The 16,684-nt window shown below is 65.8% G+C and carries 15 protein-coding genes and 4 pseudogenes; 7 read left to right on the top strand and 12 right to left on the bottom strand.

Features of this window, described 5'->3' with window-relative positions; genetic code table 11:
* Positions 1-630: 630 nt before the first annotated feature.
* Complete coding sequence (gene nhaA, locus E1288_RS43890) at positions 631-1,911, bottom strand: Na+/H+ antiporter NhaA (RefSeq protein ID WP_235884233.1); 1,281 nt, start codon at positions 1,909-1,911, stop codon at positions 631-633.
* 331 nt (positions 1,912-2,242) lie between these two features.
* Between nhaA and E1288_RS43885 the strand changes: the two genes are divergently transcribed.
* Positions 2,243-2,857 carry a TetR/AcrR family transcriptional regulator gene (locus E1288_RS43885; RefSeq protein WP_132494951.1) on the top strand — a complete coding sequence of 205 codons (615 nt, stop codon included), beginning with the start codon at positions 2,243-2,245 and terminating at the stop codon, positions 2,855-2,857.
* A complete protein-coding gene (locus E1288_RS43880; RefSeq protein ID WP_132494949.1) occupies positions 2,854-3,342 on the top strand; it encodes a DUF6653 family protein in 489 nt (162 codons plus the stop codon). The genes E1288_RS43885 and E1288_RS43880 overlap by 4 nt, the downstream gene beginning before the upstream one ends.
* A 469-nt stretch (positions 3,343-3,811) precedes the next feature.
* Here the strand turns inward: E1288_RS43880 and E1288_RS50625 are convergent, their stop codons facing one another.
* From E1288_RS50625 to E1288_RS43870, 3 genes are read right to left on the bottom strand one after another with little or no spacing between them, the layout of a single operon-like run.
* Positions 3,812-4,036 (bottom strand): transposase, encoded by a 225-nt coding sequence (locus E1288_RS50625; protein WP_132494948.1) that lies wholly within the window; start codon positions 4,034-4,036, stop codon positions 3,812-3,814.
* A 28-nt stretch (positions 4,037-4,064) separates the two neighbouring features.
* The gene (locus E1288_RS47680) at positions 4,065-4,214 is read right to left on the bottom strand and encodes a hypothetical protein (protein WP_165968595.1); all 150 of its coding nucleotides are present in this window, start codon (positions 4,212-4,214) and stop codon (positions 4,065-4,067) included.
* Between the two features lie 49 nt (positions 4,215-4,263).
* A complete protein-coding gene (locus E1288_RS43870; RefSeq protein WP_132494946.1) occupies positions 4,264-4,482 on the bottom strand; it encodes a hypothetical protein in 219 nt (72 codons plus the stop codon).
* A gap of 124 nt (positions 4,483-4,606) precedes the next feature.
* Here E1288_RS43870 and E1288_RS43865 point away from each other — a divergent pair, with 124 nt between their 5' ends.
* Positions 4,607-6,103 carry a potassium/proton antiporter gene (locus tag E1288_RS43865; protein ID WP_132494944.1) on the top strand — a complete coding sequence of 499 codons (1,497 nt, stop codon included), beginning with the start codon at positions 4,607-4,609 and terminating at the stop codon, positions 6,101-6,103.
* A gap of 21 nt (positions 6,104-6,124) precedes the next feature.
* On the opposite strand, the gene E1288_RS43860 is transcribed toward E1288_RS43865, so the two are convergent.
* Positions 6,125-6,460: a YnfA family protein gene (locus E1288_RS43860; protein ID WP_132494942.1), complete on the bottom strand. Its 336-nt coding sequence runs from the start codon at positions 6,458-6,460 to the stop codon at positions 6,125-6,127.
* 243 nt (positions 6,461-6,703) lie between these two features.
* Here E1288_RS43860 and E1288_RS43855 point away from each other — a divergent pair, with 243 nt between their 5' ends.
* Positions 6,704-8,347: a cation:proton antiporter gene (locus E1288_RS43855; protein WP_132494940.1), complete on the top strand. Its 1,644-nt coding sequence runs from the start codon at positions 6,704-6,706 to the stop codon at positions 8,345-8,347.
* A 42-nt stretch (positions 8,348-8,389) separates the two neighbouring features.
* On the opposite strand, the gene E1288_RS50035 is transcribed toward E1288_RS43855, so the two are convergent.
* The 6 genes and pseudogenes from E1288_RS50035 to E1288_RS47675 all read right to left on the bottom strand — a co-directional run bounded on the left by E1288_RS50035 (position 8,390) and on the right by E1288_RS47675 (position 11,844).
* The gene (locus E1288_RS50035; protein WP_268952025.1) at positions 8,390-8,791 is read right to left on the bottom strand and encodes a potassium transporter TrkG; all 402 of its coding nucleotides are present in this window, start codon (positions 8,789-8,791) and stop codon (positions 8,390-8,392) included.
* A pseudogene (locus tag E1288_RS50030) lies at positions 8,788-9,141 on the bottom strand (TrkH family potassium uptake protein); the annotation flags it as partial. The gene E1288_RS50035 and the pseudogene E1288_RS50030, both read right to left, overlap by 4 nt.
* A gap of 120 nt (positions 9,142-9,261) precedes the next feature.
* Positions 9,262-9,568 (bottom strand): annotated as a pseudogene (locus E1288_RS43845) (IS110 family transposase); the annotation flags it as partial.
* Between the two features lie 435 nt (positions 9,569-10,003).
* Positions 10,004-11,053 (bottom strand): SPFH domain-containing protein, encoded by a 1,050-nt coding sequence (locus E1288_RS43840; RefSeq protein ID WP_235884232.1) that lies wholly within the window; start codon positions 11,051-11,053, stop codon positions 10,004-10,006.
* Positions 11,054-11,073: 20 nt separating this feature from the next.
* Positions 11,074-11,505: an NfeD family protein gene (locus E1288_RS43835; protein ID WP_132494938.1), complete on the bottom strand. Its 432-nt coding sequence runs from the start codon at positions 11,503-11,505 to the stop codon at positions 11,074-11,076.
* Between the two features lie 45 nt (positions 11,506-11,550).
* On the bottom strand, positions 11,551-11,844 hold the full coding sequence (locus E1288_RS47675) for a DUF3040 domain-containing protein (protein ID WP_165968593.1): 294 nt from the start codon (positions 11,842-11,844) through the stop codon (positions 11,551-11,553).
* 546 nt (positions 11,845-12,390) lie between these two features.
* On the opposite strand from E1288_RS47675, the gene E1288_RS43825 reads away from it, so the two are divergent.
* Together E1288_RS43825 and E1288_RS43820 are read left to right on the top strand one after the other, a co-directional pair.
* Positions 12,391-13,344, top strand: a complete 954-nt coding sequence (locus E1288_RS43825; RefSeq protein WP_132494934.1) for a sensor histidine kinase — start codon at positions 12,391-12,393, stop codon at positions 13,342-13,344.
* Positions 13,345-13,346: 2 nt separating this feature from the next.
* Entirely contained in the window at positions 13,347-14,003 is a 657-nt protein-coding gene (locus E1288_RS43820; RefSeq protein WP_132494932.1) for a response regulator, read from the top strand.
* Between the two features lie 1,130 nt (positions 14,004-15,133).
* Here the strand turns inward: E1288_RS43820 and E1288_RS43815 are convergent.
* Positions 15,134-15,535 (bottom strand): annotated as a pseudogene (locus E1288_RS43815) (TerC family protein); the annotation flags it as partial.
* Between the two features lie 24 nt (positions 15,536-15,559).
* Here E1288_RS43815 and E1288_RS43810 point away from each other — a divergent pair.
* A pseudogene (locus E1288_RS43810) lies at positions 15,560-15,937 on the top strand (TerC family protein); the annotation flags it as partial.
* Positions 15,938-16,684 lie beyond the last annotated feature (747 nt).

Genomic DNA, 16,684 nt, shown 5'->3' with positions numbered 1-16,684 from the left:
CAGTCCCAGTAGGGCGAACACGGCGGCATCGACGCCTAGCGGCACTCCCAACGCCGCTGCACCGGCAGCCCCGATGGCGGCGAGGCCGAGCATCAGCAACACGAGTTCACCCGAGATGACCTCGGCCGGATCAGGACCACGCCTGCGATCAACCACAGCAGCGCGACCATGCATTCATGGTGACAGACGCAACAAGGCCGTGACCGACTCGATTACCTGGTCAAGAAGTGCGTTAACTCCCCAGACGCCTTGTGACCGTGCGACCCGATCCGGCCCGGCCGCGGCCGCTTCCCGCACTGCTCCAGACGTGCGGGGGTGTGCGGGCTACGCATCGAGCGTTCCCGTTACTGTGGATCTTGACCTGGCGTACCCACGTTGGCCGGGCCGGAGGGGCGCGTTCCCGCCGCGGTTTCTGACTTCGGGCAGAGGTCCTTGCGCAAGGCATTGATCTCGTTCCGCAATGCCCACCGAGCGGCATTACTGGGGCGGATGCGTCGCGATTGGAGCGATGGGAGCGGCACATCGAGTGGCCCTTGGTCGGAAGCTGGTCTTCCGACCGTTTCCACAGTGCCCTGGCGGCGTCGCCCTTGCTCCTCCGTCCGACCTCTCCGAATCCTTGGTCGTGAGGTCTCAGGGGGCCTCGTCGCGCCGATCCTGATAGACGTCTGGGATGCCGTCGGCGTCGTTGTCACGGGCCTCCTCGGCAGCGATGCGCCGGTAGATCCGGTTGCGGGTGCTGAGGACGATGGACGCGAGGAATGCCGCGATCAGTGACCCCGCCAGGACAGCGGCCTTGACATGCTCATCACGCGGGCTCCCGGTGCCGAAGGCGAGTTCACCGATGAGCAGCGAGACGGTGAACCCGATGCCGGCGAGCAAGGAAACACCGAGGAGATCCCACCACGACAGGGTTCGATCCAGCTGGGCCCTGGTGAATTTGGCCAGTGTGAAGGTCGACCCGAAGATGCCGACCACCTTCCCCACGACCAGTCCAGCGATGACCCCGAGCGCGACCGGGTCGGTCAGCGCGGCGGCGAGTCCACCGCCGTGCAGGGAGACCCCGGCTGCGAACAAGGCGAACACGGGTACCGCCAAACCGGCGGAGATCGGACGCCAACGGTGCTCGAGATGTTCTGCGAGACCTGGCTGCTCACCGTTGCGCGTCAGCACGGGGACGGTGAAGGCGAGCAAGACACCGGCAATGGTCGCGTGCACGCCCGAGGCGTGCACGAGGAACCACGCTGCTGCCGCGAGAGGGAGCAGGGCCCACCACCAAGACTTGCGGAGCTGAACCAAGAGGCCGAAGGCGGCGATCGGGACCAGCGCCGCGGCGAGGGCCAGCGGACGGAAGTCATCGGTGTAGAACAACGCGATGATCGTGATCGCCAGCAGGTCGTCGACCACGGCCAGGGTGAGCAGGAAGGCCCGCAGACCCAGGGGAAGATGCGAGCTGATGATGGCCAGCACGGCCAGGGCAAAGGCGATGTCGGTGGCGGTCGGGATGGCCCAGCCCCGGAGGGCGTCACCGCCTGTGTTGAGGTTGATCGCAACGAAGATCAGTGCGGGAAACGCCATCCCGCCGACCGCGGCGACAACCGGAAGGATGGCGCGTCGAGGATCGCGCAGATCGCCGGCGACGAACTCGCGTTTGAGCTCGAGTCCGACGACGAAGAAGAAGATCGCCAGCAGCCCGTCCGCCGCCCAGTGCGACAGGTCCAGGTCGAGGCCCACGGCTGAGCCTCCGGGCCACGGGACGAAAGAGCTGAGTGTGTGGTACGCACTGCTCCACGGGGAGTTTGCCCAGGTGACCGCAACAACGGCGGCGATCAGCAGGAAGGCGCCCCCGACTGTTTCTGCGCGGAGGATGTCGGCGATCGTCTTGGCTTCAGGCCAGGAGAGCCGCGGAAGCAACGTCGAACGCCGGGAACGTCGTGGCCGCTCTTCAGCCATCAAGATCACCTACTCGGTTAAGACTGCACGCTGTCTCGCCGACCAGGCTTCCCGGCACACCTGAATACAGCGTACGGGAGCACTTGCGCGGCCTTGACGTCGAGGGCTGCAGTCGTTGCCTGAACAGGTGTCCCGAGCTGCACTGTCGGTCTCGGAGGCCATGCCCCTCGCCGCGACGGTGCCCGTCAAGAGTGCGATAAGAAGCGGCCACGTCCAGTGGTAGGGCTGCGCGGCAGGGCGCTCAGGGCGTAGTCTATGACCGTATATCCAGTTCGGTCATAGATGGGACGATATGGCTGTCGCCTTTACCGAAGAAGAGCGGGAGCGCATCGCCGAGCGCCTGCTCGATGCCGCTGAGCAGCTGTTCGCCGCTCAGGGGTTGAAGAAGACGTCGCTGGAGGAGCTGTCCGCGGCGGCCGGCATCGCGAAGGGGAGCTTCTACGCGTTCTTCGACTCCAAGGAGACCTTGTACAAGGAGGTCATGATTCGCCGCGCTCCGCTGATCGGGCGGCAGTTGGCGTCGGTACTCGGTCAGCCGGTGAGCGTGCAGGTCATTGCCGCGCTTCTGCGCCAGATGACCACGGTGCTCACCACGGACCCGTTCTACCGGCGCCTGCTCACCCATCCTGACGAGCTGCGAGCGGTGTCCCGCCGCGTCGGCAGTGCGGAGGTGGCTCGCGTGGCACCGCATGTGGTGACGCCGCTGCTGGAGTACATCGCCAAAGGGCAGCGAGATGGGCGCATCGTCGACGACGTCGAACCGGAGGTGGTGCTCGGCGTGCTGCGCACGGCAGGACTGATCGTGATGAACCGCGAACTGTTCGGCGATGCAAGCGATCAGGTGCTCGACGCCACCATCGATGCCTTGGCCAGAGGGTTGGTCGTCTCGGAGGGAAAGCAGGCATGAGCGGGGCGAAGAAGGTGGCCAAGCGCCTCCAGATGGATGACGAGTCCTGGCGGCGCCACGCCAACCCGTGGAGCGTCTGGACCAGGTTCGCGGCGATTCCCTTCATCATCGGGTCGATCTGGAGCCGGGAGTGGATCGGTTGGTGGGCGCTGGTTCCGCTGGCGCTGACCGGTGTGTGGTTGTGGCTCAACGTCAAGGTTTTCGCGCCGATCGAGCAACCGGCCAGCTGGGCGGCGAAGGGCATCTACGGGGAACGGCTGTGGCTTCAGGAAAAGTCGCTGGTGTCCAGGGAGCACCGGGCCATCCAGCGGCTGCTGATCGTCGTCGGGCTCGCCGGGTTCGCGTTGACGGCCTGGGGCCTGTTCGTGCTGGAAATCTGGCCGACGGTCTTCGGCGCGGTGCTCACGGTGCTCGGCCAGTTGTGGCGGATCGACCGGTTCGGCCTGCTGTACGACGAGCTGAAGCGAGCCGGAAGAATCCAGTGATGAAGTTTGAGTGCGTGACCTCGCATTCGCATCAAGTTCATTCCCGCGCCCGGCCGCCCGGTCATCGAGGAGTACCTGTCGGGCTCGCTGAACTCATCGGCAGGTGATAATTCTTCCGGCGAACAACTTCTGTAGTCGCTCGTCAAGCGATGCTACGATAGCGGCGGCCTTTTTCGTGCTGTGTCCTTTTCGGACATTGACTCAGGCGCTCTTGTGGCGCCTTGCGAGTCATCGATGTGGTTGCGCGCAACACTGTAAGCGCGGTTGAGCGATCGGCGGGCTTCTATCAAGCCACTCCACCGCCCGGCGCGGGATCCGGCGGGGCCGCACATAAGGACAAGCCACCAGCGTGCTGGGGCAGCAAAATAGCGAGTGAGCCCTACCGGATGCCGATCACTCTCGCACTAAAGCGAAATAGGCGGCTGCCTTGCGCAGGATCTCTTTCTCGGTCTCCAGCTCCGCCACCCGCTTACGCAACCGGGCCAGCTCCGCGTCCTTGTCCACCCCACCAGACGCGTCCCCGGCCCCAGAGCTGTCGCCGGCCGGCCGCCTTCACCCATGACCGCAGCGTTTTGTGGCTCATGCCCAGCTCGCGGGCAACCTGGTTGATCGGACAGCCCGAGGAGCGCACCAGCTCCACCGCGTCACGCTTGAACTCGTCGCTGAACTTCGATGGCCGTCCCAACCGGGACACTCCTTCCCCTGGACCTCAAGATCCAGTATCAGGGTGTCCACAACTCTGCGGTGGGGATGCCCCGGGGCCGGTAGTTCTGCGGATCTCGCTCGATCAGCAGGACCTGGTAGCCACGGTCGAGCAGTTCGCGGGCGATCGACCGGCGGACTGCACCGGCGCCGGTGATCGCGACGCGCATGCCGCGTCCTACCCGGAACAATGCCGCCATTCTGAACGCCCTGGTCGTGTTATTCGAGGTGGGCCGCGCAGATCAGGCCAGCGATGGGATGGGCGTCGTCGCTGTTGAGCGTCAGCAGTACCTCACAGATATCGGGATCGGTCGTGGAGTAGCGCACCAGGTCGACTCTGCCAGTGCGTAGCGCGATGATCCCAACACGCTCGTCGCGGTGTGTGGTGAGCGCGAAGCACATCCCCACGCCGGGCAGGAAAGCCTTGATGACTTCCATGCGTCCATCATGAGCCGGTGCGCACCGCGAATCACGTTTATGTTGATGTACTTGTACCTGACCGTTTCGGTCGCACGCGGTGCCCCGGGGCGGTGTAGGCCACGCCAGCTAGATCGGGGACGGGATGAGCCTGCAGCAACTGTACGTGATGTTGCTTGCTGGCGGGTTGGTCCTGTTGGCCGGCATCGTGGCCACTCGGGTCGCTCACCGCATGGGGCTGCCCAGCCTGGTGCTGTTCCTGGTGCTGGGGGTCCTCCTGGGTGAGGACGTTCTCGGGATCGAGTTCGATGATGCTCAACTGGCCCAGAATCTGGGCACCGCCGCGCTTGCAATCATCCTGGTGGAAGGTGGGTTGACTACCCAGTGGTCCGATGTGCGGTGGCTGCTCGCCCCCGCGGGGCTGCTGGCTACTGTTGGGGTTGGGATCAGTGTCGTGGGCACCGCCGCGGGTGCCCACCTGTTGCTGGGGATGGACTGGCAGCTTGCGCTGCTGCTCGGAGCGATCGTCTCCTCCACCGATGCGGCAGCCGTGTTCTCCGTGTTGCGTGTTCTGCCGCTGCCCCGGCGGGTCGCCGGGTTATTGGAGGCCGAGTCCGGCTTCAACGACGCTCCGACGGTCATCCTTGTGCTGCTGTTCAGCACCACACCGCTCCACCTCGAACCAGGCAGCGCTGCCGCGAACCTGCTCTATCAGCTCGTGGCGGGGACGGCCATCGGCCTCGCGATCGGGTGGCTCGGGGCCGCGTCGCTGCCCCGCGTCGCCCTGCCGGCGTCGGGCCTCTATCCCCTGGCCATCTTCGGGCTGGGCATGGTGGCCTTCGCCGCCGCGGGCGCCGCTCAAGCCAGCGGATTCATCGCCGCCTACCTCGCCGGCGTTGTGCTGGCCAACAGCGGCCTGCCACGCCGCGCAGCCACGCGCTCCTTCGCCGAAGGGCTGGGCTGGCTGGCCCAAATCGGCCTGTTCGTGCTTCTGGGACTGCTCGTCACGCCCAGCGAACTGCCCCAAGAGGCGCTACCCGCCCTGGTCATCGGTCTTGTACTCCTTCTCGCGGCACGCCCATTGTCGGTGGTCGTCTCCCTCCTGGGATTCCGCGTGCCCTGGCGTGAGCAGGCGTTTCTGTCCTGGGCCGGGCTGCGCGGCGCAGTGCCGATCGTGCTCGCCACCTTTCCCACCGTCCAGGGCGTACCCGACAGCGATCGCGTTCTGGACATCGTGTTCGTCCTGGTCGTGGTCTTCACGCTCGTGCAAGGCCCCAGCCTGCGCCCGCTGGCCCGCCGCATGGGGCTCATCCCCCGCGAGGCCGCCCGAGAGATCCAGGTGGAAGCCGCGCCGCTCGATGTGCTGGGCGCCGAACTGCTCACGATGACCGTTCCCGCAGGCTCGGCCCTGCATGGCGTCTCCATCCGCGAACTACGACTCCCCAACCCGAGCATGATCACGCTCTTCATTCGCAGCGGTCACACCTTCGTCCCCGAACCCGCCACCAGGCTCGAAGTCGGCGACGAACTGCTCATCGTCACCACCCCAGCACAACGCGAGGCCACCGAACGCCGACTCCGTGCGGTCAGCCGCCGCGGCAGACTCACACACTGGTTCGGCGAATACGGCGACCCCGACTGATCAAGCCCCCACGCGATCTGCTCACGCGCCACGTGGCGCGTACATGATCACGGCGACGCCCAGAAGACAGACCGCCGAGCCGATGAGATCCCACCGGTCAGGCCGGAAGGCATCGAAGGCAACACCCCATAGCAGCGAGCCTGCGACGAACACCCCGCAGTAGGCCGCCAGGACACGCCCGAGTTGGGGTCGGGCTGCAACGTCGCCACGAAGCCGTACAACCCGAGCGCGATCACACTCGCGCCGACCCAGCACAGCAACCCACGGTTCGCGCACGCCCTGCCACACCATCCACGCGCCACCGATTTCCGCGACCGCGGTGATCACGAACAGCACCGCTGAACGCAACTCCGTCATGGCCTCACCCTACGAAGCCTCCCGAACTGGGCCGACGCGCTTCAAAACGGTGGGTAACGCGAACCGAGCCCGTGCGGCAACAGATCTCGTCCGAGTTCCGGCCGAGTGGTATCCCTGGCTATCGTCTAGGCATGAATGTCCGTTTTGCCCGGTAACTGCGAGCCTGGTCGGCTACGTGACGGTCGCTACGCCTGCGTGGAAACCCAGTCTCGTAGGACCGGAGGGTGAGCGGGGGCTGACACGATGAGCGTGCACGACTTCTACACGTTCGCGGCCGTGCTCGCCGTGGCCGCAGCCGTGGGCTTGCTTGCCACCCGGCTGCGCCAACCCTTGATCGTCGCGTTCATCGCCGTGGGCATCCTCGTCGGCCCCGTCGGCACCGGGTGGGTCACCGGAGGGGAACGCATCGACCTGCTCGCCCACCTCGGTATCGCGATCCTGCTGTTCCTCGTCGGGCTACGGCTGGACCTGCACCTGATCCGCACCACAGGTCCCGTCGCGCTGGCCACCGGCCTCGGCCAAGTGCTGTTTACCTCGGTCGTGGGCTTCGGCATCGCCCTCGGGCTCGGCATGGACCCGATCACCGCGTTCTACGTCGCCGTCGCCCTGACCTTCTCTTCCACGATCATCATCGTCAAACTGCTGTCCGACAAGCGCGAGCTAGACGAGCTACACGGCCGCATCGCCGTGGGATTCCTCATCGTGCAGGACCTCGTGGTCGTGCTCACCATGATCGCGCTAACCGCGTTCGGACGGCAGACCGGAACCACACTCGCCGTGGACATGGCCACGACTGTCGGCAAGGGCCTCGGGATGCTGGCTGGACTCGCGCTGGCGATGCGCTACGTCATCCCCTGGCTGCTGCACCACGTCGCCCGCTCCCAAGAGCTGCTGGTGCTGTTCGGCGTCGCCTGGGCGGTCGCCCTCGCCGCGCTCAGCGACTGGCTCGGCTTCGGCACTGAAGTAGGCGCCTTCCTCGCCGGGGTGTCCCTGGCCTCGACCCCCTACCGCGAAGCCATCGGCGCCCGGCTGGTCAGCCTGCGCGATTTCCTCCTGCTGTTCTTCTTCCTCAACCTCGGCGCCCAACTCCAGTTCACCGACGCCACCCGCCAGATCACCGACGCCGTGGTGTTCTCCCTGTTCGTGCTGATCGGCAACCCGCTGATCGTGGTGCTGATCATGTGCGCCATGCGCTACCCGGTCCGCGTGGGCTTTCTCGCCGGCCTGACCGTGGCCCAGATCAGCGAGTTCTCCCTCATCCTCGCCGCCCTGGGTCTAAGCCTGGGCCACATCACCACCGCCACGGTCAGTCTGATCACGATCGTCGGGCTGATCACCATCACCGCCTCGACCTACCTGATCCTCTACTCCAAGCAGCTCTACCGGCGACTGCATCGGTGGCTCGCGCCCCTGGACCGCTCCCACACCCGCACCGCCGAGGCCGGCGAACTTCCAGCCGACATCGACGTGATCCTCTACGGACTCGGCCGATTCGGCAGCCGAGTCGCCCACCAACTCACCCGCGCCGGCTACCGCGTGCTCGGGGTGGACTTCGACCCCAAGGCCGTCGCGACCTGGAACAACGATCCAACCACCGCCGTATTCGGCAGCGGAGAAGATCCCGACTTCCTGCACTCCCTGCCGCTGCACCAAGCCCGCTGGGTCGTCAGCACCATCCCCGGAATCGACACCAACCTCGCGCTTCTACACGGCCTCCGACACCACAACTACCAGGGCCGCATCGCGCTCACGGCCCACACCCAGCGCGACGCCCACCGACTCAACCGCGCAAAACCCGACATCGTCCTCGAACCCTTCTCCTCCGCAGCCACCGCAACCCTGTCCGTCATCACCACCGACCTCGGCCCTCCGACGACAGCGCAGTAGCTCAACGCGGACGCCCGATCCGCGCGGACAGCCGGCTCGACCTCAGCCGACGAGGGGGCGTTCCTCCGGGTATTCGAAACGGCGAGTGCGTTCGCGCATGACCAGCGCCGAGGCGAGCACAACAGGACCGAGCCTGCCCACGAACATCAGCACGACCACGACGGGTTGGGCCGCCGGCGGAAGGTCACACGTGATGCCCAAGGACAGCCCAACGGTGGCGAACGCCGACAACGCTTCGAACAACGCCTGTTCGAAGCTGAACGTGCTCAGTGCCAGCAAAGCCAAGGTGGATGCCATGACCCCGCCGACCGCGATCAGTGCAACCGCCAGAGCCTGCCGCTGAACCGACTCGGGAAGCCGCCTCCGCATGACATGCATGGTCGGATTGCCCCGCAGTTCCGCGAAGATCACAAAGGCCAGCAGCGCGAACGTGGTGACCTTCATCCCCCCAGCGGTACTGGCGCTGTCCCCGCCCCGCCGATGAACATCAGAACATCGGTGACCAGGATGCTCTCCGGACGCATCTCGGCCATGTCCAGGGTGGCGAACCCCGAGGGCCGCGGCGTCATCCTGTGGAAGACGCCCGACAACAGCTTGCCGGGCACACCGAGCGGGCCCAGGGTAGCCGGGTTGGCCCACTCGGCGACGAGGATCGCGACCGAACCGATCGCCAGCAGCACCACGGACGTACCCAAGGTGACCTTGGTGTGCATCGACCACCGCCGCGGCATCCGATAGCGGCGCCGCAGTTCCATCAGGGCTGGAAACCCCAGTCCGCCGGCGATCACCGCCGCCATGACTGGCAGGCAGAACCACGGATCCTGGGCAAACTGAACTAAACTGTCCGAATACAACGCAGCCGATCGGTTTTCGGGTCCAGCCACCGGAAGAACGCCGCGCCCATCATGCCCGCAGTTGGTCTTGCCGTCGCCGCGGTAGCTGGCCGCGGCGTGATAGACGGTGCCGCCGGGAATGTAGAGCAACCGCTGCTCGTGGTTGACCAGCAGCGCCAGCAGCAGCGCTGCGCCTCCGCTGTTGAGATCGATCGCCCAGGTTGCGGCGTCGTTGTCGGCGAGATCGGCGACATCGGCGATGAGGTCCAGCAGCGCGGCCTCGTCGTTGGCGACCCGCCCTCGACAGCCGCCGTTTCCCGTCGGGGTCCAGCACGACACAATGGTGATGGGCTTTGCCTGCGTCGATTCCGGCCCAGAGCTCGGGCACGTCCGCCTCCTGCTCGATTCGATGTGGTGATCACGGGCCTAGCAGACGACCTCGCCGTCGCGGAATGGGTGGGCTGATCGTGAGCAGGCGGGGACGAACGCGGCGGCGGGTGGGGCCGCTTGCGGCGAGGTCGGTGTCGCCGTGTCCCACGGGTACCACCGGACTGTGAGCATCAGAGCTTGCGGGCACGCCGCCGGGGTCGGGTGGGGGTTTGTCGCGGCTGAAGGAGGTGCACGGCCGTGGCGACCAGGACGAGACCGCCTGCGAGCATCAATGCCTGTCCGAGAATCATGCCGGTGGCCATGACCGTGAGCGCAATGACAGGCCCATCCGTCGCCATGCGCCCCCTCAATCCAGATCGCGCCCGTGTGCATTCGGTGCATTCGGCACGAACAGTTCACATCCGCGCCCGCACGACGGCACGGTGTCCCGTCATTAACTCGCTGCCGAGGGCCCCATGCCGACGGCATGCTGGTCGGCTCTCTGGGTGGGGATGTGGTGGGTGTCGTCCGTCTTGGCCGCGTCGGCGACGGCCGCGGCAGCGGCTTCGGCGGCTTGGGCCGCGTCATCGGCTGCCAGCGCTGAAACCTCGTCGGACGAGGTGGCGTGGGTGGCCGTGGACTTGGGCAGGGCCTCGGTGAAAGCCCGCGATACACCTTGAAGTGCGGCGGTGACCTCACCGGGGATCACCCAGAACGTGTTACCTGATCCTTGGGCGAGCTGCGGCAGCACTTGCAGGTACTGGTAGGCCAGGAGCTTGGGGTCGGGGTCGTTGCGGTGGACGGCTTGGAAGACTTGGTCGATTGCTCGCGATTGGCCTTCGGCTTTGAGGATCTCGGCGGATCGGTTGCCTTCGGCGCGCAGGACGGCGGCTTGCTTGTCGCCCTCGGCGGTGAGGATCTGGGATTGGCGCTTGCCTTCGGCGCCCAGGATCACGGCGCGTTTGTCGCGCTCGGCCCGCATCTGCTTTTCCATTGCGTCTTTGATGGTTTGTGGTGGGTCGATGGCCTTGATCTCCACCCGGTTGACGTGGAGGCCCCATTTGCCGGTGGCGTCGTCGAGCACGCCTCGGAGCTGGCTGTTGATGGTGTCGCGGGAGGTGAGGGTGCATTCGAGGTCCATGGAGCCGACGACGTTGCGCAGCGTGGTGACCGTGAGGTGCTCGACGGCGTTGAGATAGTTGGCGATTTCGTAGGCGGCGGCTCGTGGGTCGGTCACCTGGAAGTACAGGACGGTGTCGATCTCGACGACCAGGTTGTCCTCGGTGATGACGGGCTGCGGCGGGAATGAGACGACCTGTTCGCGCAGGTCGATCTTGGGGTAGACGCGGTCGATGTAGGGGATGACGAAGTTCAGGCCGGGTTGCAGGGTGCGGTGGTAGCGGCCGAGACGTTCGACGTTGCGGGCACGCGCCTGGGGCACGATGCGCACCGCCCGGAGCACGGTGAAGATAGCGAGCAACGCGATGAGCAGTCCCGCGATCATCGCGGCTGAGATTTCCATGGTCACTCCCGGGGATAGACGATGGCGGTGGATCCGCTGATCTGCATGACGTCGACGATCGCCCCGCGGGGAATCACCACGGCGTCGTCGTAGGCGCGCGCTGTCCACTCCTCGCCGTCGACGCGGACCCGGCCTTCTCTTCCGGTCACCTCCTGGACGACGTAGGCGGACTTGCCGATGAGCGCGTCCACGCCGAAGCGCTGGAGTTGGGGACGGAACATGTGCCGCGTTGCGATGGGGCGGACGAGCAGGACTCCGGCTGTGGCGGCAACGGTGAACACGACGAGTTGGGCAGGCAGGGGTAGACCGATCGCCGCAGACCCGGCCGTGATCAGCGCGGCGCCGCCAAGCAGCCCGAGCGCTGCGGTCAGCGTGAAGATCTCCGCGATGCCGAGGACGACTGCGAAGATCAACCAGATGAGCCATGCTTCCATGCCACGACCCTCCTTACCCAGCGAGGCGCACCTGGACTTACTCGTCTAGAGGACGTCATGCCGCTGGGCATCTTCCGCCGCCTTTCGCCGCAGCCAGGAGCGCAGTAAGAAACCACCGAGTCCCAAGAGCAACCCCAGGAGAATTGCGGAGGGAACAGCGAGCACTAGACCGAGCAAGAAGATCAACACGCCGACGGTCGCTGCGGCCGTGACGATCTTGATTTGCCGGTGCCCGGAGGATTGTTCGGCGGTGCGCACGTAGTCCACGAGGCTCGGATCATTCGTTTCGAACCAGTCTTCGATTTCTCGTAGCCGCCGACGCTCGTATCGGCTTAACATGGCAGGCTCCTGAGCTTCACTTTCACAGCGGCCAGTTGGCGGTCGAAGCAGCGGGAAGTAGCGCGGACCGAAGGACCCATGCCCGGCACCGCCAGCCGTCGCGGTAGACCTGCCGCAAGCGGTGCGGTGTCGCCATTCGTTTTTCCGAACCTGGCCAGGGCCGGTTGTCGACCCGACGGCCTCGGAGCGGTGAGTCGATAGTCGTAGACGTCCATGGCCGCTTCCTTCCCTTGGGAACCAACCCGTCACCGCCGCGAGGGCGACCATGTAACGCAGGGTGGTTAGGGATAGGTCCCAAGACTCCCCGACCACTCCGCCGCCCGCTATAGGGCCTGACACCCATTTCGGAGGGGACTGAACCTGTAGAGAAACACAACGGGTGGGCCGACAGCCTGCCCAATGTGGGTGTGTCAGCGGATGGGCGAGGGGACGGCCATGCCGTCACGCTAGATCAGAACTACTTTACGAGAGGTTTCCAACCGCCTGCGCGGTCGGCGTCAACCTGGGCAATAGTGAGGCCAGCGACAGGTGAGGAGGTTGTGCATCGTGTCCCTGTTCTGGCGACTCTTTCTCCTCAATGCCGCAGTGCTCGTCGCGGGTACGGGCCTGCTGCTGCTGGGGCCTGCCACCGTCTCCACGCCGGTTCTGGCGACTGAGGCTCTGATCTTGCTCGTCGGCCTCGGCGTCATGCTCGTCGCCAATGCCATCCTGCTCTGGATCGGCCTCGCTCCGCTGCAGCGGCTCACCCGAGCAATGACCACGATCGACCTGTTGCGTCCCGGCTCGCGACCGGTGGTCACGGGCCACGGTGGGATCGCCGAGTTGATCAAAACCTTCAACACCATGCTCGACCGGTTGAAGGCCGAGCGAGCAACCAGCAGTGCCCGCGCGCTGTCCGCGCAAGAAGCTGAACGCCACCGCATCGCCCAGGAACTCCACGACGAAGTCGGCCAGACTCTGACCGCGGTCCTGCTCGAACTCAAGCGGGTCTCGGATCAAGCCCCCGCACCCCTCGCAGCCGCGTTGCACCAAGTCCAGGAGACCATTCGCGACAGTCTGGATGAGATCCGCCGGATCGCCCGCAGATTGCGCCCTGGCGTGCTGGAGGAACTCGGTCTGCTCAGCGCCCTCAAAGCACTCATCACCGAGATTCCCCCGCACACCGGACTCGCCGCCCGCTGCCACCTCACCAACGATCTGCCCGAACTGAGTGAAGCGGCCGAACTCGTCGTCTACCGCATCGCGCAGGAAAGCCTCACCAATACGGTCCGTCACGCCCGCGCTACCCGCTTCGACCTCACTCTCCAGCGCGTGCCCACAGGAATAGACCTACGCATCCGCGACAACGGTCAAGGGCTCGGCCGTGCCCCCGAAGGCGCCGGCATTCGAGGCATGCGCGAACGAGCCCTGCTCATCGGTGCCGAACTCACACTCGGTCCCAGCCCCGACGGCGGAACCGAAGTGCGCCTGCACGTGCCCGCCCGCGACGAGAGCAGGTGACCATGCCCAACGTGACGAAAGTCCGAATCCTGCTCGCCGACGACCATGCACTGGTCCGCCGTGGGGTCCGGCTGATTCTTGACAGCCAACCCGATCTCACCGTCGTGGCCGAGGCAGGCGACGGCGCGGAGGCGATCGAAAAAGCTCGCACAGACAAACCCGACCTCGCCATCCTCGACATCGCCATGCCGCGGATGACCGGTCTCCAAGCAGCCGTCGAACTTTCCCGCCGCCAACCCGACCTACGCATCCTCATCCTGACCATGTACGACAACGACCAATACCTCTTCGAAGCCCTCAAAGCGGGAGCGTCGGGCTACGTTCTTAAATCCGTCGCGGACCGAGACCTGGTCGAAGCCTGCCGGGCCGCCATGCGAGGCGAGCCCTTTCTCTACCCGGGAGCCATCACAGCCCTCATACGCAACTACCTCGACCACGCCCGGGAAGGCGATGGCCCCTCTAAAACCATCACCCACCGCGAGGAGGAAATCCTCAAACTCGTCGCGGAGGGCCACTCCTCGAAAGAGATCGCCGACATACTCGTCATCAGCATCAAGACCGTCGAGCGGCACCGCGCCAACCTGCTACAGAAACTCGGCTTGCGAGACCGCCTGGAACTCACCCGCTACGCAATCCGAGCGGGACTGATCGAGCCTTAGCCTCGAGCCGCGCCTGGCACGTTTACCGCGGACGGCCTCACCCAGGGTTTTTCTTGCGCGCTGTTGGATTGTTGTCGTCCCGTTCTGTAACCAGGAGAAATCCGACCTGTGGTCAGTGTTTGCTGATGCAGCGGTGTTGGCCACCAAGATGAGTACTTCGGAGTTGGACCCCTCAGATGAGGTGGCGTTGATGATGCGAAACCGAACACGCATGCGGTGCGAGTGGGGCGCAGGACGTTCGCGGCCTGCTGACGTCGGTTGTGCTGTTGGGTTCTCCGTCGCGGCAGCGGGAACCACGCTGGCGAGCCATGCTTTCCCGCAGATGAGAACACGGCCCAGCTGGCCGTTCTGACCCTTGTCTGCGCGGGCTATGCCGCCGCAGCGCGGAGCGGGACGGCGGCTTTGGTGACCGCAGGGCTGGGATGGATGCTTTTCAACACCTTCCTGGTGCTGCCATGGGGTGAATTGCGGTGGGAAGGCGAGAACGACCCGGTACGACTGGCGGTGCTTGCTGTCGCAGCCTTGATCGGTACCGCTGCCGGAGGGGTGCACGCCGCTGTTGAAGCGCGTCGGACTGCCGTGTCCGTACCCGCACCCCGGACTGCACCTGACGCCGGCCTCGGAGAGGGTCGGTTGCTAGCGTACTGGAGCGACCGGGAGTGAGATCGCGGTCGGGGATGCGTCGGGGCCTCGTCCTGGCTGTCGGCGCGCTGGGCGGCGGCAGGTGGCAGCGCGGTGCCGTTGATCCTCGACGTCGTCTACGCCTGACTGCGCAAGCACGGACCGCTCCTACCACCGTGGGCGAACGGCTGCTCGGCAGCAACTCTCCGCCACCTACAGCTCGCCGACGCCACGGCTGGTGGCGCTGCGGACGCCCCGGCAAGCCCTTCGGGTCCGCGGGCCTGAACGACGAGCCCCCGTGCACCCGCTCCCAAGCTTGCGCGGGGCGCTCCGCATTTTCGTCATCGAGCGGTCAGAGAAATATCCAACCGGCTGGTGGTCAATGGGCCCTCAGTGTTGGTGGGGTCCTCCGGGTGGGCGGGCGGACAGCAGTACCGCGCAGGTGATCAGAAGCGCGGACAGCACCAGCACGGTCACGCCGAGCTCGATGAGGATGTCGGTGAGCATGGTCAGCTCCCGGGGGTGACTTCGTCGCGGCGGCGGGCGTACAGGCTGGTCAGGGTGACGGCCGCGAGGACGAGCACGATGACCGCGAGGGACACGGGCGTGGGGATCTCCGGGACGGCCGGCCAGATTCCGTGGGCCCAGTGCAGCACCAGTTTGAGACCGATGACGCCGAGGATGATCGCCAGCCCGTGGTTGAGGTGGGTGAGCTTGGCCAGCGCGGTGTGCAGCACGAAGTACAGGGCGCGCAGACCGAGCAGGGCGAAGGCGTTGGTGGTGAACACCAGGTAGGGGTCCGCGGTGATGCCGTAGACGGCCGGAACCGAATCCACGGCGAACACCACGTCGGTGGCGAACACCGCCACCACCACCAGCGCGAATGGCGTCAGGGCACGCCGCCCGGCCTCGTGCTGTTCCTGTGGGCCTGGCTCGGCGGTACTTCGGCACTGGAGTTCTTCACCGGGTTCGTGGTGGAGAAATCCCTGTCAGTGGACAACCTGTTCGTGTTCATGCTGCTGCTGGCCGGCTTCTCGGTACCAGCCGAGCTGCAGCAGCGCGTCCTGCTGTACGGCATCGTCGGTGCGCTGGTGCTGCGTGGGATCTTCATCGCGCTCGGCGCCGCCCTGCTGCAGGCAGGCACCTGGGCCTTCCTGGTGTTCGGCGCGATCCTGTTCGTCACCGCGATCAAAATCCTGCACGAAGCCCTAACCGGAGCCGCCTTCGACCGCGACGTCTCCCAGCTGCGCTCGGTCCGACTCCTCCGTCGGCTGATGCCCGTCACCGACGACTACCGCGGACCCCGCCTCACGGAGCATTGATAACCAGTCGCAGCCATGGGGATGTCGCTTTTCCTCCATGCACCATGAGGGGCCGGGATCACACCGACCATCGGACAATTCAGTTGTAACCAGGGCGTATGCCCTGGCCCCTTCCATCCCCCGCCACCGGCGGTTTCGGAAGAACGGATCACAGCCAGCGGTGCAACTTGATCTGCATCCTCCGTACCGCGAAGTACGCCGAATCAGCATCCGGCCACTCCACGGCGCCGGTATTCACCGGCGCATCTTCGGACATTGCATCCTCTCCATTGACGGGCACGCTGCCGCCCTTCCCCATGCGCTCGGGCTTTCCCCGGCTCGGAGTACTACGGCGGCGCCGCCCCACCCTCATCCTTCGGTCGGCATCGCACCTATCCCCGGCTCTTTTCCTTGTGGCCCAAGGACAACTGAGGAACGGACAAGAGTGGTTCCCACGTTCACTGATGTTCGGTCGACGGGTGAGGCATCCGGCTTTACCCCTGCGGCATCGTCACGGCTACGCCGTGACCTCCCGGGCCCGGCTTCCGATACCCGACCAGGAGTTCCCCACCCGAGATGAGGGGTGGGTGCGCACCGCGAACCAGCCCAGATCCACCGGGTTCGAGCTGGCGTCACTTCAAGAGGCGTAACAGCACCGGTTCCTCGCGTATACCTTCCCGTCTTGCTCACCGTGCCCGGCCCATCCGGCAGTCCTGGACCGACGCGACTTTGTCGAGGCTGCTCCCACCCTCCCCGGCG

Origin of the sequence: Saccharopolyspora elongata (assembly GCF_004348985.1) — a bacterium.
GTDB lineage: Bacteria > Actinomycetota > Actinomycetes > Mycobacteriales > Pseudonocardiaceae > Saccharopolyspora > Saccharopolyspora elongata.
Note: the sequence above shows the minus strand (reverse complement) of the source record. Positions and strands in the feature narration are given on the sequence as shown.

What these genes read in the sequence shown, in the direction of transcription:
- E1288_RS43885 (WP_132494951.1), top strand. Translation starts at nt 2,243, where the DNA reads ATGGCTGTCGCCTTTACCGAAGAAGAGCGGGAGCGCATCGCCGAGCGC.
- E1288_RS43820 (WP_132494932.1), top strand. Translation starts at nt 13,347, where the DNA reads ATGCCCAACGTGACGAAAGTCCGAATCCTGCTCGCCGACGACCATGCA.
- E1288_RS43870 (WP_132494946.1), bottom strand. Translation starts at nt 4,482, where the DNA reads ATGGAAGTCATCAAGGCTTTCCTGCCCGGCGTGGGGATGTGCTTCGCG.
- E1288_RS43865 (WP_132494944.1), top strand. Translation starts at nt 4,607, where the DNA reads ATGAGCCTGCAGCAACTGTACGTGATGTTGCTTGCTGGCGGGTTGGTC.
- E1288_RS43860 (WP_132494942.1), bottom strand. Translation starts at nt 6,460, where the DNA reads ATGACGGAGTTGCGTTCAGCGGTGCTGTTCGTGATCACCGCGGTCGCG.
- E1288_RS43855 (WP_132494940.1), top strand. Translation starts at nt 6,704, where the DNA reads ATGAGCGTGCACGACTTCTACACGTTCGCGGCCGTGCTCGCCGTGGCC.
- E1288_RS50035 (WP_268952025.1), bottom strand. Translation starts at nt 8,791, where the DNA reads ATGAAGGTCACCACGTTCGCGCTGCTGGCCTTTGTGATCTTCGCGGAA.
- E1288_RS43880 (WP_132494949.1), top strand. Translation starts at nt 2,854, where the DNA reads ATGAGCGGGGCGAAGAAGGTGGCCAAGCGCCTCCAGATGGATGACGAG.
- E1288_RS43840 (WP_235884232.1), bottom strand. Translation starts at nt 11,053, where the DNA reads ATGATCGCGGGACTGCTCATCGCGTTGCTCGCTATCTTCACCGTGCTC.
- E1288_RS47675 (WP_165968593.1), bottom strand. Translation starts at nt 11,844, where the DNA reads ATGTTAAGCCGATACGAGCGTCGGCGGCTACGAGAAATCGAAGACTGG.
- E1288_RS47680 (WP_165968595.1), bottom strand. Translation starts at nt 4,214, where the DNA reads ATGCGCGTCGCGATCACCGGCGCCGGTGCAGTCCGCCGGTCGATCGCC.
- E1288_RS43835 (WP_132494938.1), bottom strand. Translation starts at nt 11,505, where the DNA reads ATGGAAGCATGGCTCATCTGGTTGATCTTCGCAGTCGTCCTCGGCATC.